Source organism: Jiangella alkaliphila, assembly GCF_900105925.1.
GTDB classification, from domain to species: domain Bacteria; phylum Actinomycetota; class Actinomycetes; order Jiangellales; family Jiangellaceae; genus Jiangella; species Jiangella alkaliphila.
Genome location: NZ_LT629791.1, coordinates 6784169 through 6804728 on the forward strand (window position 1 = coordinate 6784169; position 20560 = coordinate 6804728).

Sequence of the window (20560 nt, forward strand, 5' to 3'; positions counted from 1 at the left end):
GGATACGACTTGTCTAAGGCACGTATCGCCAGCTCAAGAAGGGCATCTCGTAGATGCAACTCTCTCACACCCGACCGGTCGTCTCGGCGGCCTTCGATGAGCCCAACCTCGTGTCGTCGGCGGGCCTGGTCCCGGCGATGGCCCTGGCCGGCGAGGCACGGCTGCGCGAGCTGGGCGATGAGCACCTGAGCGTGCCGACGGACAAGGGCGCCAACGCCGGGCTGAAGCTGTCGGGCCTGGTCGCCGGCATGACCGCCGGCGCGGACAGCATCGACGACATGGCCCTGCTACGCCACGGCGCGATGGGGAAGGTCTTCGCCGGCATCTACGCCCCCTCCACACTTGGCTCGTTCCTGCGCGCCTTCACCTTCGGCCATGTCCGCCAAGCCGACGCGATCGCCTCTCGGTTTCTGATCAACCTGACCCAGCGCACGGCCCTGCTGGGCGAGACCGCAGACACCGCGACGGTGATGGTCGACATCGACGACACCATCGTGGAGGTACACGGCTATCAGAAGCAGGGCGCGGGGTTCGGGTACTCCGGGGTGCGGGGCCTGAACGCCGTGCTGGCCACCGTTTCCAGCCAGACCTTCGCGCCGGTGATCGCCGCCCAGCGCCTGCGCAACGGCTCGGCCGGGTCCCCACGCGGGGCGACGCGTCTGGCCACCGACGCCCTCGCCCTGATCCGCCGCACCCACCTGGCCGGCCGAGACGTGCTGGTCCGGGCGGACTCGGCGTTCTACTCCCACGCCCTGGTCACCGCAGCGTTGAAGGCCGGCGCGAACGTCTCGATCACCGTGCGGATGGACCCGGCGGTCAAACGCGCCATCGCCGGCATCGCCGAGACCGCCTGGACCACGATCAAATACACCGACGCCGTCTACGACGAGACCACCAGAACATGGAACTCTCGTGCCGAGGTCGCCGAGGTTCCCTTCACCGCGTTCACCTCCAAGAACAAGACCGACCAGATCCCCGGCCGGCTCGTGGTCCGCCGTATCCCCGATCTCAACCCCCGCAACAGCGAAGGCCAGGACACGTTGTTCGATTCCTGGCGCTTCCACGCCTTCTTCACCACCACCGACACCACCGAGATGGACACCGTCGCCGCGGACCAGACCCACCGGGCCCACGCGGTCATCGAGAACGTCCACGCCGACCTCAAGGCCTCCGCGCTGGCCCACCTGCCCTCCGGGGTGTTCAACGCCAACGCGGCCTGGCTCGTCTGCGCGGTCATGGCGTTCAACCTCACCCGCGCCGCCGCGACCCTGACCAAGACCCCCACTCTGACCAGGGCGACCACCGCGACGATCCGCCGCAAACTCATCACCGTCCCCGCCCGGATCGCCACCTCCGCCCGGCGTCTGACCCTGCACCTGCCGACCAACTGGCCCTGGCAGACCGCGTGGTCCACGCTCTACAACGCCCTCTTCCCCCGGCCCGCCACGACACACACCTGACCACCAGCCCCCGCCGGCACGAGAAGGAACCCCAGTGGAAAGCCGGGCAGACCGGCAACTCACTCACACCCAACGTGATCACAACCACCTCGCCTGAAACCAGACGACGTCACCAAGCTGGTCGGTGGATCGAGGCTAAGACCATGGGCAGCAGGGGGACGGCCAACTCGGCAGTCTCCCCCGCTACAACTCCTGGCACTCTCCCTCCGGGGCGGGGGTGGTCAGAGGAGGAAGGCGGAGGCGAACTCCCAGCCGGAGCCGGCCGGTTCGCGAGCGGTCCACGGGTCGGTGGCCGTGGCGCCGTCGTGCGGGTGCAGCCACAGGTCGCCGGCGGCGTCGCGGCTGACGAGGTCGGGCCGGCCGTCGCCGGTGACGTCGCCGGCGGCCAGCACGTCGGTGTCCGACCAGTCGCCGCCGATCCGGACCGGCGCGGCGCCGCTGGTCGGGTAGACCCACAGCGTGCCGTCCCGCTCGTGGTCGACGAGGTCGGGGCGGCCGTCGCCGTCGACGTCGGCCAGCTTCAGCGTCGCCGCGGTGGACCAGCCGCTGCCGGCCCAGCGCCGGGTGACGGTCCACGGGTTCGACGACGTCGAGCCGTTGTGCGGGTAGATCCACAGTTCGCCGCGCCGGTCGCGGGCCAGGACGTCGGGGCGTCCGTCGCCGGTGAGGTCGCCCAGGACCAGCTCGGTGACGGTGTTCCAGCCGGTGCCGGCGAAGTACCGGGGCGCCGTCCACGGGTCGGCGTCGGTGGCGCCGGTGTTCGGGTAGATCCAGAGCGTCCCGTTGGTCGCGGCCCGGTCCCGCGCGAGCAGGTCCGGCCGGCCGTCGCCGGTCAGGTCGCCGAGCAGCAGCGCGTTCTCGAACGCCCACCGCGTGCCGGCGGCGAACCGCTCCGGCCACGGCCCGCCGGGGGCGTCGGCGTCGGTCGGGTACACCCACAGGTCGCCGGCGTGTGCCCGCCCGAGCAGGTCGGCGCGGCCGTCGCCGGTGACGTCGCCGGCCAGCAGCGCGTCGGACGCGTCCCAGCCGGTCCCGGCGGCGTAGCGGGGGACGGTGTACGGGTTGGTCCCGGCGGCCGCCCCGCTGTGCGGGTACACCCACAGCGCGCCGGACCCGTCACGGATCACGACGTCGGGCCGGCCGTCGCCGGTCGCGTCGGCGGTGAGCAGGATCGTCGCCAGGTTCCAGCCGGTGCCGGCGCCGTAGCGCGACGTGTACGGGTTGGCGGTGGTGGTGCCGTTGTGCGGGTAGACCCACAGCGCGCCGCCGCCGTCGCGCACCACCATGTCCGCGTGGCCGTCGCCGGTGACGTCGGCCGGGGTCATGACGGTGGCGAGGTTCCAGCCGGTGCCGGCCCAGTACCGCGGCCGGGTCCACGGGTTCCCGGCGGTCGTGCCGTTGTGCGGGTGGATCCACAGCGTCCCCGCGGCGGCGCCGGGCTCGCGGGTCAGCAGGTCCGGCCGGCCGTCGCCGGTGACGTCGCCGAGCTGGATCTGGTCGTAGGTGTTCCAGTTCGTCCCGGCCGAGACGCGCGACGGCCACGGGTCGGACCCGCCGGAGCCGTCGTTCGGGTAGATCCACAGCGTGCCGTTGCCGGCGTCGGGGTCGCGGGCGACGACGTCGGGCAGGCCGTCGCCGGTGACGTCCGCCAGCTGCAGGACGTCGGCGTAGTCCCAGTCGCCGCTGGTGACGTCGAACGACGGCCACGGGTTGGCGCCGGCCGGGCTGCCGTCGTGGGCGTAGACGCGCAGGCTGCCGCTGTCCGGGCCGGGGTCGCGGACGACGGCGTCGGCCAGCCCGTCGCCGGTGACGTCGCCGGGCGCGGGGACGGCGAGCGCCCGCGCCGCCTGGGGTCGCGCCGAGGCCGACCAGGCGACGTCGAGGTCGGCGACCCGGTGCGGGCGCAGCCGGGGCGCGGCGGACGACGGCACGGCGGCGGCGCCGAGCATCAGCACCGCGGCGAGCGCCAGCGGGAGGGAACGTCTCATGAGGAACCCCTAACGGCCGGGCTTGAGGACGATGACGTCATCGGCGGCGTAGCGCTGCCGGTTGACCAGGACCCACTTCAGGCCGGGCAGCGCCGGCGGGTGCAGCAGCGTGCGGCGCGGGCCACGGTCGACCCAGTCGCCTTCGTAGGAGACGGTGAACGACTGGCCGTCCGCGGACAGCCTGAACCGCAGCGACACCGGGCCGTGCAGCGTCGGCATCCGCTCGAACGTCGTCTCGTGGTCGGCACTCACCCAGGCCAGCGGGCAGAGCCGGAGCAGCTGGATCTCGTCGTCGACGAGGCTGTCGTCGATGACGGCGTGCCGGGCGGCCCAGGTGATCAGCGGCTGCACGAACAGCGACCCGTACATCGCGTTGCGGTGCTCGCCGGAGATGTACGTGTCCGGCGAGACGGCGCCGCTGATCAGGCCGTACATGCCCTCGAGGAACCGGTCGCGGTCGCCGAGCTGCCAGGTGTGGAACAGGTTCCAGCTGTAGCAGGGCTCGCCGCTGCTCTGCTCGTGGTCGAGGACGACGCGGTCCAGCGCGGTGTGGTGGTGCGGGTCGAAGACGCGGGTGTTCGGGCCGACCCGGAAGAACTCGACATACGAGCGCATCAGCGGGTCGGCGGCGGGCAGCAGGCCGGCCCAGACCGCCGTCAGCGCGCCGGTGTCGAACGCTTCCAGGAACGGCCACGGGCTGTCCGGCCCGGTGAACTTCGTCGGCAGGATCGGGTGCTCGGCGCCGCCGGGATCGGTCCAGGTCGGCGCGTCAGCGGCGGCGGCCCGCAGAGCGTCGCCGAACGCCGTCCGGAACCGGTCGGCGACGGCGGCGAACTCGTCCGCCCGGGGGTGGCCGAGCCGGCGCAGCAGCCGGACGGAGCTGGCCAGGCCCTTGTAGTTCCACGCCTGGATCCAGATCGACTGCTGCTCGACGCCGGTGTCGTTGGACGCCGCCGCGGGCATCAGGCCGTGGACGCCGTCGTGCCCGGTGTGCTCGCAGGCACGCTTGATGAAGTCGCAGGCGGCGACGATCGGGTCCAGCCAGCGCTCCAGGAACGCGTCGTCGTGGCTGAGCAGCGCGTGCCGGGCGGCGCCCTCGAGGATCGCGCCGTGATCGCCGAGCCAGTCGAACGACTGCAGCGACAGCGGCGTCGCGAAGAACCCGTCGGTGGGCAGCTCGCGGTAGGCCGCGCCGGGCGGCTGCCGCACGCCCTGCACCGCACGGAACAGGTCGGTGTGCCGGTCGACCACCTCGTGCCGGCCGAGCAGGTCGAGGAACATGTGGCTGACCATCGACGTCGGCGTGCTCCACAGCAGGTCGTAGCCGAACGACCCGGTGAGGAAGGTGAACTGCCCGGTGTCCGGGCTCTTCTCCGCGATGATCTCGGCCAGCTGGACGCTGCGCCGGAAGAACTGGTCGACCTGGTGCTCCCCCGTCGAGATGGCCGACGCCGTCGGCGGCCGCGGCGACCAGAACGCCTCGCACTCGGCCAGCGCGCCGTCCCAGCCCAGCGCCCACTCGGCGTCGGCGTCGGCGACCGGCTGGGCCAGCATCGGCAGCAGCACGTCGAGATGCGTCCCCTCGACGGCCGGGACGGACAGCCGCAGGTCGTAGACGCCGGGGTGGCCATCGGCCTCGACCAGCGCGATGGTGGCGCCGGCCGGCGTCTCGACGACCATCCGCACGGCGCCGGTGTCGTCGTAGACGCGGACGGTGAGCGGCCGGCCGTCCGGGTTCCAGATGCGGTCGGTGCGCAGCGGGCCGGCCAGCGGCGCCGCGGCGGGTGTCGCCTGGATGGTGACGAACGCCTCCTGCTGCTCCGGCGGGCCGATGAAGTGCTGCAGGTAGACCCGGCTCAGGCGCAGCGCGAACTCGAAGGTGTCCGGCCGGTCGTGCGCGTCGACCCACTCGACGGCGTAGCGCTGCCAGGCGTGGATCGGGCCGCCGGGCTCGTCGATCGGCTGCCCGCCCGGCACGTGCGCGAACGCGTACTGGCGCAGCACCAGGCCCTCCTGGCGGCGCCACTCGGTCCACAGGACCGGCGTCTCGGTGTCCTCGCGCCAGCCCTGGATGCCGACGCCGAAGTCGGAGCGGTGCAGGTAGGACGGCTCGTCGGCCAGCGGCGGGATGCCGCCGCCGGACGGCAGCACCGGCGTCACCTGGAAGTCCTTGCCGCGGTACTGGGCGAGGTACGGCTTCAGCGTCGGTGCCCCACTCGGCGGCAGCGCGATGGCCGGTTGGCACACCGTCGTGCCGTTGTAGAACACGTCGAACCGGAAGAGGTGTCCCTTCCAGCCGATCGGGGTCCAGACCTGGCGCTGCGGCGTCCACCAGGTCCTCGCCTCCGCGGCGGTCGGCTCGCCGGAGCCGTGCGGCCCGGCGGCGGTCGCCGGGGCCGGGCCAGGGGCGGCCGTGGCCACCCCCGGGTTCGCGATCAGGCCGCCGGCGAGAGCACCGCCGAGCGTCAGAGCCGTCCTTCGGGTCACGTGTGGCGCCACGGCGTCTCCTCAGAAGTCGAATCGATCTTTCCAAATATCGAAGTTATCTTCTGAATAACCGAGACAATAGCGACGAACGACGGACCCGACAAGGGGTCGGCGGGTCAGCGCACGCGGATCAGCGCCTCCACCTCGACGGGGCTGCCGGTGGGCAGTTCGGCGACGCCGATGGCCGCGCGCGCGTGCTGCCCGGCCTCCGCGCCGAGCACGTGCTGGACGTAGGCGGTGGCGGCGTCGGCGACCAGGTGCTGCTCGATGAAGCCGGGCGCGCTGGCGACGTAGACGGTCAGCTTGACGACCTCCGCCACCTGCTCCAAGCTGCCCAGTTCGGCGCGGACGGTCTCGAGCACGTTGGCGGCGCACTGCCAGGCGCACTGCCGTGCGGTCTCGAGATCGACCTGGTCGCCGACCCGGCCGGACGCGATCAGCGCGCCGTCCGGCCCGTTGGCGGTCTTGCCGGACGTCACCAGCAGGTCACCGAGCCGGCGGGTCGCCGCGATGGACGGGCGCTGCGGGCCGGCCGGCGGCGGGGTGGCGGGTGCGGACGCGTGGCGGTAGTCGCTGGTCACGTAGACGGCTCCTTCAGACTGTCGAACTTGACTACGGCAAACAGAAGATAGAGTGACACGGGGCAGATCCCGTAGGCTCGGGGCCTCGGACGCAGGGAGCACGAATGCCGGGCAATGACGTCAACGAGGGCACCGCGGGCCAGGACCGCGCACCGTCGCCGGCGGTCGCACGGGCGTTGACCGTGCTCGAGACGCTGGTCGAGTCCGACGAGGGCATGACCCTCACCGCCCTGGCCAAGCGCACGAACATCCCGCTGGCCACCTGCGCCTCCATCGTCTACACGCTCGAACAGCGCGGCTACGCGCAGCGCCGGGTGGTCGGACGCAGCCACTTCTGGCGCCCGACGCTGCGGCTGTACGGCCTGGCGACGCAACTGGTCCGCAAGGTCGACCTGTCGTCGGTGGCGCAGCGCGAGCTGCGCGAGCTGGCCGACGTCGTCGGCATGCCGGTGCACATCGGCGTCCTGACCGGCGCCTCGGTGGTCTACGTCGCCAAGGCGGCCACGCCCGGGTTCATCCAGTTCGACACCTACCCGGGCAAGGTCGCGCCGTTCAACCTCACCGCGCTGGGCAAGGCGATCGCCGCCCACCTGCCCGAGCGCGACCTCGAGCCGCTGCTGACCCAGCTGACGCCCGGCCGCGGCCCGCGCGCCGCCGAGCCGACCCGCGAGGCGTTCCTCTCCGAGCTGGCCGGGGTCCGCAAGCGCGGCTATGCCGTCGAGGACGAGGAGGAGCAGGCCGAGATCGCCTGCGTCGCCGCGCCGTTCTTCGACGCCGGCGGGCTGGTCGGCGGCGCGGTCGGCGTCACCGGGTTCTCCCGCGACCTCGCCGGCCAGCGCCGCAAAGAGGCCATCGCCGGCGTCGTCGAGATCGGCCGGACGGTCTCGCGCAAGCTCGGCTTCGACGACCTGCGCTGACGTCGCGTCCTCTTGCCCGGGTGCGATGCGGTGCCCTATCTTCGTATTCGCGTTTATAGTTTCGATATAGCGAAACCTTGACGGGAGGGACGATGGTCGCGGTCGCGCTGGTCGGCCTCGGTGACATCGGCCTCGGCGCGCACCTGCCTGCGCTGCTGCGCTCCCCCGACGTGCGCCTGGTCGCCGTCGCCGACCCGGTCGCCGCACACCGCGAGGCCGTGACGCCGCTGGTGGGCGACGGTGTCACCGTCGGCGCGAGCCTCGACGACGCGCTGGCCGCCGCCCCCGACGGCGTCGTGCTGGCCACACCGCCGTGGGCCACCCCCGAGCTGGCCATCGCCGCGCTGCGGGCCGGCCGGTTCGTCCTCGCCGAGAAGCCGGTCGCCACGTCGGTCGCGGCGGCCTCGGTCTACACCGGCCTCACCGCCGCCGAGCGGGCCCGGCTGCAGATCGGCCTCACCTACCGGCACGACCCCGCGATCGGCCGGCTCAAGACCTGGATCGACGACGGCGTGCTCGGCGGGCCGCTGCTGGTCCGGGCGCACATCTACGACGAGCGGCGCGACGCCGCCGACCCCGCGCACCTGGCCCGGATGCGGCGCACCCTCGAGCACGGCATGCCGGTGGTGCACGAGGGCGCGCACGTCTTCGACTGGCTCGCGCACCTGCTCGGTCCCGGCGGGCTGGTCGTCGACGACGCGTGGGCGCTGCGCACCGACACGGACCTGCCCGCGCCGAACCTCACCGGCGCCCGGCTGCACCATCCGGCGGGGCACCGGGTGCTGGCGGAGTTCGGCTGGCTCACCGACGCGCTGCCCCGCTGCGAGCTGACCTTCCTCGGCCCGCGCGGGCTGGCCACGCTGGACGGCGTGACGTTCGCGCTGCGGCTGGCCACGGCCGCCGGCGAGGAGACCGTCGAGTTCCCCGGCGAGCGGGTGCCGCGCGACTTCGACCTGCAGCTGGCCCGGTTCGCCGCGCTCGTCCGCGGCGAAGTGGCGGCGCCCGACCCCGACCTCGCGGCCGGACTGGCGGCGCTCGCCCTCGCCGAGCAGGTCGCGACCCTTGCCATGGACGGAGTCACCACATGACGTTGCTGCGCTGGGCCGACGCGTCGCGCGAGACGCTGAACGAGGTGCTGCCGGAGGCACTGGTCGTGCTGCCGATCGGCGCCACCGAGCAGCACGGCCGGCACCTCGCCACCGGCACCGACGCGCTGCTGGCGGCGACCGCGGCCGAGCGGGCCGCGACGCTCGCCGCCGAGACCGCCGCCCGGCCCCAGGTCCTGGCGCCGGCGCTGCCGTTCGGCGCGTCCGACCACCACCTGCCGTTCGGCGGCACGCTGTCGCTGACGCCGGAGACGCTGCTCGCGGTGCTGCTGGACCTGCTCCGCTCCGTCGCCGAGGACGGCGGCGCTCGCGTGGTGCTGGTCAACGGGCACGGCGGCAACGTCGGCGTCTGCCACGCCGCCGCGGCCGCCGCCTCGACCCGGCACCGGCTGGCCGTCGCGCACGTCGACTACTGGCGCTTCGCCGCCGACGACCCCGCGGGCGGCGTGCCCGGTCACGCCGGCGAGTTCGAGACGTCGCTGGTCGCCGCCGTCCGCCCGGACGCCGCCGGCCCCGTCCCGCCGCGTGCGCGCCCGCTGCCCGAGCCGGCCACGGCAAAGCCGAAGGGCGTCACCGTCCACGACGCCGCGCTGTGGACGTCCATCGACGGCTACACCGACCACCCCGAGCGGGCCACCGCCGCCGACGGCGCCGCCCGGCTGGACACCGTCGTCGCCGGCCTGGCCGCCTGCTTCGCCGAGCTGACCGAGACCCTGTGAGGACCGTGTGATCGACTTCCACACCCACACGCCGCTGTGGCGCACCACCAGCTGGCTGGGCGGCGCGACGTTCGGCGCGGAGGAGTTCGTCGGGTTCATGGACGCCATCGGCATCGACCGCGCCGTCGTCCTCAGCCACGACGGCCTGTTCGACGCCCGGCCGGAGGCCAACGACGACCTCGCGGCCTTCGTCCGCGCGTTCCCCGACCGGCTGGCCGGGTTCGGCACCGTCACGCCGCGCGACCGGAACGCCGTCGCCGAGACCGAGCGGATGTTCGGCGCCCTCGGGCTCAAGGGGATGAAGCTGCACCCGTGGCTGCAGGGGTTCAGCATGCACGAGCCCGCGCTGGACCCGATCTGCGAGGTCATCGCGGGGGCCGGCGGCATCCTGCTCAGCCACGACGGCACCCCGCCGTACTCGACGCCGTCGCAGATCGCCGCGCTGGCCCGGCGGCACCCGCGGCTGCCCGTCGTGCTCGGCCACGGCGGACTGCACGACCTGTGGCGCGAGGCGCTGGCGATGATCCAGGAGACGGAGAACCTCTACCTGTGCATCTGCGGCACCCCGCCGTACGCCGCGCGGACGATCCTCGCCGAGGCGCCGCCGCACAAGGTGCTGTTCGGCACCGACGCCGGGCTGTCCGACCAGGCCAGCCAGGACTACGCGGTGGCGCGGGTACGCGAGATCGACGGCTGGGGCATCACGGACGCGCAGCGGCGGGCGATGCTGGTCGAGAACCCCGCGCGGCTGCTGGACGCGGCATGACGGCGGTCACCGTCGCGGCCGTGCACACCGCCGCGGTCAGCCTGGCCGCCCATCCCGACCTGGTGGTCCGCGGCGCCCGCGGCGCGCACGACCGCTCCGACTTCCTGCTGGTCCGCGTCGTCACCAGCGACGACGTCGAAGGCTACGGCGAGGTCAGCGCGACGCCGCTGTGGAGCGGCGAGGACGGCGTCAGCGCGCGGCATTTCATCGAGACGATCCTCGCGCCTGCGCTGGTCGGCCGGCCGCTGACGCCGGTCCGCGGGCTCGAGGCGCTGATGGACACCGTGCTCGCGCAGAACCCGTTCACCAAGGCCGGCGTCTCGATCGCGCTGTGGGACGCGTGGGCGCGCACACTCGGCGTCCCGCTGGCGGTCGCGCTGGGCGGGCCGTACCGCACCGAGGTGCCGATCAAGCTGTCGCTGTCCGGCGACGGCGAGCAGCTGGAACGGGCACACGCGGCCGCCGTCGCCGCCGGGTTCGGCGCCTTCAAGGTGAAAGTCGGGCTCGGCGTCGACGGCGACGTCGAGCGGTTCGCGCACGCCCGGTCCCTCGTCGGCGACAAGGCGTTCCTCGGCATGGACGCCAACGGCGGCTGGTCGCGGTCCGAGGCGGCCCGGGCGATCAGGGCGCTGGCGCCCTACGAGCCGGCGTTCGCCGAGCAGCCGGTGCGGCCGGACGACCTCGCCGGCATGCGATCGCTGCGCGACCTCGGGCTGCCGGTGGTGGCCGACGAGTCCGTCTTCGGCACCACGGACCTCGCCCGCGTCATCGACGCCGGGGCCGCCGACGTCGTCAGCCTCTACGTCGGCAAGAGCGGCGGGCCGGGCCGGGCGGTCGCGATGGCCGGGCTGGCCGATGCGTCCGGGCTGGACGTGCTGATCGGGTCCAACGGCGAGCTGGGCCTGGGCGCGGCCGCCCAGCTGCACGTCGCGGCCGCGCTGCCGCGGCTGTCGGCGATCCCGTCGGACATCATCGGCGCGCACTACTACGCCGAGGACATCCTGGCCGAGCCGCTGGCCGGCGACGGGACGATCGTCCGCCTCAGGCCGGAGCCGGGCCTGGGCGTCACCCTCCGAGCCGACCTGCTGCGGGAGTTCCGATGATCGTCGACGTCCACGCGCACACGCCCACGCACCGTGACGCCGTGCCGGACGACGAGCGGCGCGTCTACACCGGCTGGCGCACCGACCGCCCGGTCACCACGACGAACTCGTGGGCCGACTACGACGAGGCGATGGCCGCCGCCGACGTCTCGATCGTCTTCAACATCGCCGTCGACGACCCCGAGGCCGCCACCGGGCTGCCGTACCGCCCCGAGGACACCAACACGTCGACCGCCGCGTTCGTCGCGGCCGACCCGGCCCGGCGGATCGGCTTCATGTCGGTCGACCCGACCCGCGCCGACGCCGTCGAGCAGGCCGAGCACTGCCGCGACCTGGGCCTCGTCGGCGTCAAGCTGGGGCCGAACTACCAGGACTTCGACCCGCTGTCGCCGCGCGCCACCGCGTTCTACGGGTACTGCCAGCGCGAAGGGCTGCCGATCGTGTTCCACCAGGGCGCCTCGCCGATCCGGCACGCGCCGCTGCGCTACACGTACCCGCTGGTCACCGACGAGATCGCGCTGGCCTTCCCGGAGCTGCGCATCGTCATGGCGCACATGGGCCACCCGTGGGGCAAGGAGACGGTGGTGACGATCCGCAAGCACCCGCACGTCTACGCCGACGTCTCGTCCATCTACCTGCGCCCCTGGGTCTGCTACGAGTCGCTGCTGGCCGCGGTCGAGTGGGGCGCGACGCACAAGCTGCTGCTCGGGTCGGACTTCCCGATCGCGAACACCGGCGAGGCGATGGCCGGGCTGCGCCGCGTCAACGCGATCACCGAGGGCACCGCGCTGCCGCGGATCCCCGACGAGGTGGTCGAGCAGATCATCCACGCCGACGCGCTGGGCGCGCTGGGCCTGTCGCTGAAGGAGACACCGTGATCATCGACGCGCACGTGCGGCTCGGCCCCGGCCGGTCCGCCGCGCTCGACGTCGCCGAGCTGACCGCGACGATGGACCGGCTCGGCATCGACCGCGCCCTCGTCGCGCCCGGCGAGTACGCGACCGCCTGGGACAACCGCGGCGGCAACGACCTCGTGACGGCCGCCGCCGCGGCGTCGGGCGGCCGGCTGATCGCCTACGCCGTCGCCAACCCCTGGGCCGGCGCCGAAGCCGTCGCCGAGCTGGCCCGGGCCCGCGACCGCGGCGCCGCTGCCCTCGCCGTCGACCCCGCGCTGCAGGGGTTCGACCTGCTCGACGGGCTGGTCGACCCGCTGCTGGCGTTCGCCCGCGACGCCGGCTGGCTCGTCTACGTCCGGACGGGCACGCCGCCGCACGCCGTCCCGCTGCCGCTGGCGTCCCTGGCCCGGCGCTGGCCGTCGCTGACGTTCGTCATGGGCCGCAGCGGCGCGACCGACTTCTGGATCGACGCCGCGCCGGCGCTGCGGCACGCGCCGAACCTGTACGCCGACACCAGCTACGCGCCGTGGGACACCGTGCTGTCGGAGTTCGCCCGCGACCCCGAGATCGGCGCCGGCCGCCTGGTCTTCTCGACCGACGCTCCATACACGGCGCCCACTGCCGAGCTGGCCCGGATCACCGACTGGCCCATCCCTGACGCCGATCGCGCCGCCGTCCTCGGCGGCACGCTGGCCGGACTGCTCGGTTAGCGGCTCGGGTTGCCGAGTGGGCCAGGGGGTTGCCTAGTTGGGCGTCCCCCTGCTGCCCATTGTCTTAGCCGCGCACCCGCGCCTCAAGCGGACTGATGGCGCTTCGCGCGACGATGACCGCTTGACCCGCGCGCACGCGGCCTAAGAACTGGCAGCTACCAGGGGGACGGGGAAGAACCGGGCACAGCCGCGCCCGATATGCACCGTTCGCCGGACCCTGCGGCGTCGGCATCCTGGGTCTGAGGCGCGTCCTGGGCGTGAGTCGCGCCGAAACGGCGAAACGGGCCCGAAACCGCGACTCACACCCAGGACGCGCTCCACACCCAGGATGGTGTCCGTCGGGATCCTGGTCTGCCGTCACGTCCTGGTCCCCAGTCACGCTACGAGCCCCGAATCCGCCGTTTTGCGTAACCGCAGACCACGACGTAACGCCAGACCAGGACCCGCAGCGTCGGCTTCACCCCACGCGGGCTGTGCCCGCTCTTCCCCCGTCCCCCTGATAGCTGCCAGTACTTAGACCGCGAGGGTGCGGGTCAAGTCCAAGCCCCCAACCACAACCAAAGAAGCACCACAGCGGGCGCGGACTTGAGGCGCACCCTCGCGGCTAAGAAAATGGGCAGCAGGGGGACGGCCAACTGTCACACCCCCGCCCGACTAGGCAACACCCCCGCCGAACCGCCCGAGACGATCACGTTCACCACCCCACCCCGCTGTCGACAAGTCGACACCCGTCATCTATCGTCTATATTCAGAAGATGATTTCGAAATACCGAAGTTAGCGGAGGGTGGCATGGCAGCACTGGACACTCGGCCGACGCCGGACGGCGGGACGGCGACCGGCGATGCGGCACTGCTGGTGCGCGGCGTCTCGCCGGTGCTCGAGGTGCCGTTCCACGCCGACGGCGCGGTCGATGTGGCCGGCTTCAGCCGGGTGGTCGACCACGTGCTGAGCACCGGCGTCACCAGTGTGATGTTCCCGGGCTTCGCCTCGGAGTACCACAAGCTGGCCGAGGCCGAGCGGGCCGAGCTGACCGAGGTGCTGCTGTCGCGCACCCGCGGCCGCGCCGACGTCGCGGCGATCGTCGCGGTGCAGGACCACGCGACGCGGCTGGCGGCGCAGCGGGCGCGGGCGGTCGTCGACGCGGGGGCGGACCTGATCAACCTGCTGCCGCCGCACTACCTGTCGCCGTCGCGGCGGGCCGTCCAGGAGCACGTCGGCGCCGTCCTGGCCGCCGTCGCGCCGACCCCGGTGGTGCTGCAGTACGCACCGTCCGAGACCGGCACCAGCCTCGACGCGGCGACCCTGCGCGAGCTGGCCACCGAGCACCCGAACCTGCGGCTGGTCAAGGTCGAGTCGAGCCCGCCGGGACGGCTCATCGCCGAGCTCGCCGCCGGCCGGCCCGCACTGCCGGCGGTCGAGGGCTACGCCGGCGTGCAGCTCCCGGACGCGGTCCGCCGCGGCGCCGTCGGCACCCAGCCGGGCTGCTCGTTCACCGAGATCTACGTGGAGCTCTGGCGCCGCTACGAGGCCGGCGACCACGCGGGCGGCGACGAGCTGCACCGCCGGCTGCTGCCCTACATCTCGTACTGGATGCTCGACACCGAGCTGATCATCGCGGCCGAGAAGCTGATCTCGGTGCGCCGCGGGTTGTTCGCCGACCCCTACTGCCGCGAGCCGGCCCACCGGCTCGATGCCGAGGAGATCGGCATGGTCGACCGGTTCCTCGCCGAGTTCGACACCATGCTTCCCCATCTCGGCTGACCGGAGTATATTCTCCGAATTGGCGTAACTATCTTCGAGATATTGAAGTTACCCACGGAAGGCAGGCACATGAAGACGCTGCGATTCGCCGTCCCGCTCGCCGCCGGGTGCCTCGCGCTCGCCGCGTGCGGTGGCGATGGCGACGACGACACGACGGACGCCGGGCCCGAGGCGGCGAGCTGGCACGAGGAGATCGAGGGCGGCCCGCTGGAGGTCGGCGTGCTGTCGGCCGAGGGGACGCCCGGGCTGGCGATCCTGCAGGAGCTGGCAGACGGCCTGGCGGCCGACTACGACGGCACCGACGTCACGCTGACGTTCGCCAACACCGACGCCCGCCCCGGCATCGAGCAGCGCTGGCGCTCCGGCGACCCGCTCGACGTCGACTACGGCATGTTCGACGGCACCAACCCGGCGCTGACCGTGTGGGCCGACGACGGCGCGCTGCTCGACCTGCGGCCCTACCTCGAGCAGAACGACCCCGAGACCGGCACGCCGTGGCTGGACCGCTTCAGCCCGACCGTCCGCGAGTTCATGGAGAACCCGTCCGACGGCGGCATCTACGGCGTCCCGTCCGAGCTGTCGCTGCACGTGCTGTTCTACAACGCCGGCCTGTTCACCGAGCTGGGCATCGAGCCGCCCAGCACCTGGGACGACCTGCTGGCCGCGAACACCGCGCTGAAGGCGGCCGGCGTCGACCCGATCGCCGTCACCGGGCTGTTCGAGCCGTACATGGGCATGTGGAGCGACCACCTGTGGCTGCGCACCGTCGGCTACGACAAGGCACGCGCCGTGCTCACCGGCGGCGAGGGGCACATCACCGACGACCCCGGCTTCCTCGAGGGCCTGGAGATGCTGCAGCAACTGCGCGACGACGGCGCGTTCCTCACCGGCTTCGAGGGCACCGACTTCACCGCCGCCCAGGCGCAGTTCTTCCAGGGCGACGCCGGCATGATCCTCATGGGCACCTGGCTGGTCAGCGAGATGGCCGACGTCATCCCGCCGGACTTCCAGCTGGGCGTCGTCGCGTTCCCGGCGGTCGAGGGCGGTGCCGGCGACCAGGGCGCCGTCATGGCGGCGCTGCAGGAGATCTCCGTCGCCGCCGAGGGCGAGAACATCCCGCTGGCGCTGGAGTGGGCCCGCCGGCTCACCAGCGTCGAGACGCAGACCCGGCGCGCTGAGGAGATCGGCGAGGTGTCGGCCGTCGTGGACGTGCCCAGCCCGCCCGGCATCCCCGGCATCGACCAGGTCGTCGCCGACGCCGATGCGCTGGAGCCGCGCGACTACGGCATCACCCAGAGCCCGGCCAACGAGGTGATCTACCCGGAGATCGCCCGGTTGCTCTTCGGCGAGCAGGACGCCCAGCAGACACTGGAGCGGCTCGACGAGGGCCTGCGCCGGGTGCACGGCAACTAGGCTCCGCAGCCGCGGGCAGCAGGACGAGAGGAGACACGATGCATCGAGCCGCGCAACGTCGCATCATCATCCCGTTCCTGCTGCCCGCGCTCCTGCTGCTCGGGGTGTTCTTCCTCTATCCGCTGGTGCGCACCGTCGACATCTCGTTCACCGAGTGGACCCGCACGGGCGACTACAGCTACGTCGGGGGCGAGAACTACACCCGGCTGTTCGACGACCCCGGCTACCTCAACGCTCTGAAGAACGCGTTCCTGTTCACGCTGGTCGGCGGGTGCATGCTGTTCCCGGTGGCGATCGCCATCGCGTGGGCGCTGAACCAGCGCATCCACGGCGAGCGGTTCTTCCGGTTCGTGGTGTTCGCGCCGGTGGTGCTGAGCGCGGCGGTCGTCGCGCTGATGTGGAAGTTCGTGTACCACCCGACGCTCGGGCTGATCAACCCGGCGCTGGAGGGGCTCGGAGTCGACGCGCTGGCCCGCACCTGGCTGGGCGACGCGTCGACGGCGCTGCCGGCGGTCGCGTTCACCACGGTCTGGCACGGCATCGGCATCTGGGTGGTGCTGCTGTCGGCCGGGTTCGAGCGGCTGCCGGCCGACGTGCTGGAGGCCGGGCGCATCGACGGCGCCGGCGAGTGGCGGCTGTTCCGCAGCGTCATGCTGCCGATGCTGCGCGACCTGTTCCGGATCCTGGTCGTGCTGTGGATCGTGCAGTCGATGCAGGCGTTCGCGTTCGTGTTCATCATGACCGGCGGCGGTCCGTACGGGTCGACGGACATCGTCGGGACGCTGATGTACCGGGTCGCGTTCGAGCGCTACGAGTTCGGCTACGCGGCCGCCATGGGCGTCGTCCTCGTCGTGATCATGCTGATCGTGACGCAGATCGTCAACAAGGTGATGAAGCGCGATGAGCTCCAGTACTGACGTCCGCCCGGCGCCGGCCGCCGGCGCGCCCACCCCGCCGCCGTCGCGACCACGGCGCCGGGGCAGCGACCGCGCGCCGTTCCGCCGGTTCCACCTGATCATCTACCTGCTGCTCGGCGCCGTCGCGTTCTCGACGGCGGGCGCGTTCGCCTGGGTCTTCAACGTGTCGATGAAGACCAACAGCGAGTTCATCGGCACCCGCCCGTGGACCATCGCCGAGGACTGGCGCTGGCAGAACTACAGCGACGCGTGGTCCAGCGCCAACGTCGGCTCGTTCTTCGGCAACAGCGTCATCGTCAGCGTGTCGGCGACGGTGCTCGGCGTGGTGCTCGCGGCGTTCGCCGCCTACCCGCTGGCGCGCATCCCGTTCCGCGGCAGCGGCATGGTGCTCAGCGTCTTCCTGCTCGGCCTGATGGTGCCGTGGATGGTGACGTTCATCCCGCTGTACGTGACCATGCAGGACCTCGGGCTGCTGGACAGCCGGCTCGGACTGGCGCTCGTCTACGCGACGTACAACCTGCCGTTCAACGTGTTCGTGCTGGTCGGGTTCATGCGGACGCTGCCGGGCGAGCTGGAGGAGGCGGCCGCCGTCGACGGCGCCAGGCCGGTCACGACGTTCCTGCGGATCATCCTGCCGCTGATGGGCCCCGGGCTGGCGTCGGTGTCGATCATCAGCTTCCTGCAGAACTGGAACGAGTTCTTCTACGCGCTGGTGCTGATCCACTCGCCGGAACGGATGACGCTGCCGCTCGGGCTGTTCCAGCTCGGCCAGGCCGCCGACTACGGCACGAACTGGGTCACGCTGTTCGCCGGCATGATGATCACGGTGGTGCCGGTGCTGCTGGTGTTCGCGCTGCTGCAGAACCAGGTGACGAAGGGGCTGACGGCCGGCGCGCTCAAGGGCTGAGGACGGCGCCGGGTCGTTCCAGCGCCGAGCGCCGCGGGCGACCCTAGCCACCCACCGAAGTTGATCTTGGAGTTGTTCGGCAATTCGGGGGCGATATGTCCGCTAGATGGCCGAAGAACTCCAAGATCAACGTGTCAGCGGCGGCGCGTGGCCCGCGAGCGCCAGCAGCCGGTGTGCCAGTGCCGCCGCTCGTCGATGCCCTCGCCGGTGAACGACAGGCTGACCGTCGGCCAGGCGACGACGTGCGGGGTGGCCGGGCGGATCAGTTGGTCGCAGCCCGGGCAGCGGTACGCCTTCGTGGACGCGCTGCCGGTGATGCGGCGGACCACCCATTCGCCGTCGGGGCCGGACTCGATGCTCTCGTGCACGGGTCCATGGTCTCAGCAGGTGCCCAGCATCTCCTGCAGCGCGCCCTTCTCCGCCGCAGTGATGGTGAGGTCCCAGTCGTACTTCACGTCGGTCCAGTGCCGCGCGTAGTAGCACCACCAGCCCTCGTTGGCCGGCTTCCACTCCGACGGGTCGCTGTCGCCCTTCGAGCTGTTACTGGACACGGTGACGGGGATCAGCTGGCCGCGGGCGAGGTCGTTGGCGAAGTCCTCGCGCCGGTCCTCGGTCCACGCGCTGGCACCGGAGCGCCAGGCGTTCGCCAGCGGCACCATGTGGTCGACGGAGACGTCGCTCGGCTCCTCGATCCAGACCTGGTCGTAGACGCTGTACCAGCTGCCCGCGGTCGGGTAGCAGTCGGCGCCGGTGCTGACGCCCGAGCCGTCCCGGACCAGCACCATCTCGCGGGTGTTGCAGCTGCCCTCGGCCGGGCTCCAGTGCGGGAACCGGTCGCGGGAGTAGCCGTCGCTGGATCCGGGCGGGGCGACGGTGAGCTCGGCGAGCTGGCCGGCGGACTCCGATGGCGACGGCGCGTCCGGCGGGTACGCGTGGGCGGCGCTGACCAGCCCGAGGACGAGGGCGAGGGTGGCGAGGAGAGTGAGGACGGCTCGGCGCATGACGGGTGACCTCCCAATTGGCCGGTGGTCACCAAGACTGTCAAGGATGTCCGGACTGCACCAGAGTGTGCGGTCTCCCCTTCACCGAGACTTCACTTCGGGATCACAGGACCTCGTCGTCAGAGGTCGGCGAACCGCAGCCCCGCGGCGGCCAGCTGGGTGAGCAGCGGCGACGGCGCCAGGCCCGGCTCGCGGACCTCGTCCTGCAGCCGCTCCAGCGTCGCCAGCGCGGCGGCTGGGCCGAGCGCGTCCAGCAGCTCGAACGGCCCCGCGGGCAGCCGGCAGCCCAGCCGCATCGCGGTGTCGACGTCGGCCGCCGACGCGTACCCGGTCTCCAGCATCGCGACGGCGTCGTTGAGGTACGGCACCAGCAACGCGTCGACGACGAAGCCGGCGCGGTCGGCGCAGACGACGGAGGTGAGCCCGGCGGACGCGGCGACCTCGGCGACGGTGGCCACGGCGCCCGGCGACGAGACGACGGTGCGGACGACCTCGGCGACGGCGCCGCCGGTCCCGGCCAGGTGCAGCCCGACGACGTCGGCGGGCCGGCCGCTGGCCGCGGCGCTGGCGACGACCGGTCCGGCGCCGGTCGCCGCGAGGACGGCGCCGGACGGTGCGCCGGCGACGACGCGGGCGAACGTCTCCGGCTCCCCCGGCGCGACGATCAGGTCGGCGCCGGCGAGGTCGGCGCCGCCGGACCGGACGACGTCGTGGCCGGCCTTCGCCAGCGCCTCGGCCAGCGGTCCCGGCGACGGGTCGAGGAACGCGACGCGGCGGGTCCGGCTGTCCTCGGGGGCGACCACAGCGGAGCTCGCGCCGATATCGTCGATTCCGGAGTAGTCGTAGAAGCCGCGACCGGTCTTGCGGCCCAGGAACCCCAGCGTCACCAGCTCGCCCAGCACCGGCGCCGGCGCGTGCAGCCGGTTGCGGCCCTGCCGGTACATCGTCCCCAGGATCTCGTAGGCCGTGTCCAGCCCGATGAGGTCGAGCAGCGCCAGCGGCCCCATCGGGTAGCCGAGCCCGGCCGTGATCGCCGCGTCGATGTCCTCGCGGCTCGCGTGCCCGCTCTCGTACATCGCCGCCGCCCGGTTGAGGTAGCCGAACAGCAGCGCGTTGGTGACGAAGCCGGCGCGGTCGCCGCACTCGACCGGCGTCTTGCCCAGCCGTCGCGCGAGGCCCGTGACGGCGGCCGCGACCTCGGGCGCGGTGACGACGGTGCGGACCACCTCGATCAGCTCCTGCACCGGCGCCGGGTTGAAGAAGTGCAGGCCGACGACCCGCTGCGGCCCGGACACCGCCACGCTGATCTCGGTCACCGACAGCGAGGACGTGTTGGTGGCGAGGATCGTCTCGGCGCCGACGATGCCGTCGAGGCGGCCGAACAGGTCGCGCTTGAGGTCCAGCCGCTCCGGCACCGCCTCGACGACGAGGTCGGCGTCGCTCAGCGCGGCGAGGTCGGTGGTGAACTCGATGCGCGAGGTGAGCTCGGCCTGCTCGGCGGCGGTGAGCTTGCCGCGGCGGACCGCGCGTCCGGTGGAGGTGCTGACGTGCCCGCGGCCGGCGTCGAGGGCCGCGTCGTCGCGCTCGACGCCGACGACGTCGAGGCCGGCGCGTGCGAACACCTCCGCGATGCCCGCACCCATGGTTCCCAGCCCGACGACGCCCACCCTGGCGATCCGCACACTCATGCCGCGCAGTCTAGGCACGCGTCCGTGCGCCGGGTCCGGCGTGCGCCGCGTCGCCGGGATTGCTGGGGAAGATGTGGGCACACCTCTCCGTCGCCCCACCGTCGACCCGCCCGGTGTTGGGCTGCCCCGAGCTTTCCGG

General features: G+C 72.7%; 18 protein-coding genes. 12 read left to right on the forward strand and 6 right to left on the reverse strand.

Features of this window, described 5'->3' with window-relative positions; translation table 11 throughout:
• The first annotated feature begins 53 nt into the window (after window positions 1-53).
• The gene (locus BLV05_RS31185; RefSeq protein ID WP_083421331.1) at window positions 54-1460 is read left to right on the forward strand and encodes an IS1380 family transposase; all 1407 of its coding nucleotides are present in this window, start codon (window positions 54-56) and stop codon (window positions 1458-1460) included.
• Between the two features lie 221 nt (window positions 1461-1681).
• Here BLV05_RS31185 and BLV05_RS31190 read toward each other — a convergent pair whose 3' ends face one another.
• The 3 genes from BLV05_RS31190 to BLV05_RS31200 form a co-directional block, all read right to left on the reverse strand.
• A complete protein-coding gene (locus BLV05_RS31190; RefSeq protein ID WP_046772999.1) occupies window positions 1682-3448 on the reverse strand; it encodes an FG-GAP repeat domain-containing protein in 1767 nt (588 codons plus the stop codon).
• 9 nt (window positions 3449-3457) lie between these two features.
• A complete protein-coding gene (locus BLV05_RS31195) occupies window positions 3458-5947 on the reverse strand; it encodes a hypothetical protein (RefSeq protein ID WP_152691141.1) in 2490 nt (829 codons plus the stop codon).
• Window positions 5948-6051: 104 nt separating this feature from the next.
• On the reverse strand, window positions 6052-6516 hold the full coding sequence (locus BLV05_RS31200) for a RidA family protein (protein WP_046772997.1): 465 nt from the start codon (window positions 6514-6516) through the stop codon (window positions 6052-6054).
• 104 nt (window positions 6517-6620) lie between these two features.
• On the opposite strand from BLV05_RS31200, the gene BLV05_RS31205 reads away from it, so the two are divergent.
• The 11 genes from BLV05_RS31205 (at window position 6621) to BLV05_RS31255 (ending at window position 17732) form a co-directional block, all read left to right on the forward strand.
• Window positions 6621-7433: an IclR family transcriptional regulator gene (locus BLV05_RS31205; protein ID WP_046772996.1), complete on the forward strand. Its 813-nt coding sequence runs from the start codon at window positions 6621-6623 to the stop codon at window positions 7431-7433.
• Window positions 7434-7510: 77 nt separating this feature from the next.
• Window positions 7511-8521, forward strand: a complete 1011-nt coding sequence (locus BLV05_RS31210; protein WP_197683421.1) for a Gfo/Idh/MocA family protein — start codon at window positions 7511-7513, stop codon at window positions 8519-8521.
• Window positions 8518-9258: a creatininase family protein gene (locus tag BLV05_RS31215; RefSeq protein WP_046772994.1), complete on the forward strand. Its 741-nt coding sequence runs from the start codon at window positions 8518-8520 to the stop codon at window positions 9256-9258. The genes BLV05_RS31210 and BLV05_RS31215 overlap by 4 nt, the downstream gene beginning before the upstream one ends.
• A gap of 7 nt (window positions 9259-9265) precedes the next feature.
• Entirely contained in the window at window positions 9266-10024 is a 759-nt protein-coding gene (locus tag BLV05_RS31220; protein WP_046772993.1) for an amidohydrolase family protein, read from the forward strand.
• On the forward strand, window positions 10021-11127 hold the full coding sequence (locus BLV05_RS31225) for a mandelate racemase/muconate lactonizing enzyme family protein (RefSeq protein ID WP_046772992.1): 1107 nt from the start codon (window positions 10021-10023) through the stop codon (window positions 11125-11127). Before BLV05_RS31220 ends, BLV05_RS31225 begins: the two co-directional genes overlap by 4 nt.
• A complete protein-coding gene (locus tag BLV05_RS31230; protein WP_046772991.1) occupies window positions 11124-12005 on the forward strand; it encodes an amidohydrolase family protein in 882 nt (293 codons plus the stop codon). Before BLV05_RS31225 ends, BLV05_RS31230 begins: the two co-directional genes overlap by 4 nt.
• Window positions 12002-12733: an amidohydrolase family protein gene (locus BLV05_RS31235; RefSeq protein WP_046772990.1), complete on the forward strand. Its 732-nt coding sequence runs from the start codon at window positions 12002-12004 to the stop codon at window positions 12731-12733. The genes BLV05_RS31230 and BLV05_RS31235 overlap by 4 nt, the downstream gene beginning before the upstream one ends.
• A gap of 790 nt (window positions 12734-13523) precedes the next feature.
• The gene (locus tag BLV05_RS31240) at window positions 13524-14495 is read left to right on the forward strand and encodes a dihydrodipicolinate synthase family protein (protein WP_082155860.1); all 972 of its coding nucleotides are present in this window, start codon (window positions 13524-13526) and stop codon (window positions 14493-14495) included.
• Between the two features lie 69 nt (window positions 14496-14564).
• Window positions 14565-15908 (forward strand): ABC transporter substrate-binding protein, encoded by a 1344-nt coding sequence (locus tag BLV05_RS31245; protein ID WP_046772989.1) that lies wholly within the window; start codon window positions 14565-14567, stop codon window positions 15906-15908.
• 38 nt (window positions 15909-15946) lie between these two features.
• Window positions 15947-16825 carry a carbohydrate ABC transporter permease gene (locus tag BLV05_RS31250; protein ID WP_046772988.1) on the forward strand — a complete coding sequence of 293 codons (879 nt, stop codon included), beginning with the start codon at window positions 15947-15949 and terminating at the stop codon, window positions 16823-16825.
• Entirely contained in the window at window positions 16809-17732 is a 924-nt protein-coding gene (locus tag BLV05_RS31255; protein WP_052763213.1) for a carbohydrate ABC transporter permease, read from the forward strand. Before BLV05_RS31250 ends, BLV05_RS31255 begins: the two co-directional genes overlap by 17 nt.
• A 134-nt stretch (window positions 17733-17866) precedes the next feature.
• Here BLV05_RS31255 and BLV05_RS31260 read toward each other — a convergent pair whose 3' ends face one another.
• The 3 genes from BLV05_RS31260 to BLV05_RS31270 form a co-directional block, all read right to left on the reverse strand.
• A complete protein-coding gene (locus tag BLV05_RS31260; RefSeq protein ID WP_046772987.1) occupies window positions 17867-18100 on the reverse strand; it encodes a hypothetical protein in 234 nt (77 codons plus the stop codon).
• Window positions 18101-18112: 12 nt separating this feature from the next.
• A complete protein-coding gene (locus tag BLV05_RS31265) occupies window positions 18113-18733 on the reverse strand; it encodes an HNH endonuclease family protein (RefSeq protein ID WP_046772986.1) in 621 nt (206 codons plus the stop codon).
• Window positions 18734-18852: 119 nt separating this feature from the next.
• Entirely contained in the window at window positions 18853-20421 is a 1569-nt protein-coding gene (locus BLV05_RS31270) for a 3-hydroxyacyl-CoA dehydrogenase family protein (RefSeq protein WP_046772985.1), read from the reverse strand.
• Window positions 20422-20560: the final 139 nt, after the last annotated feature.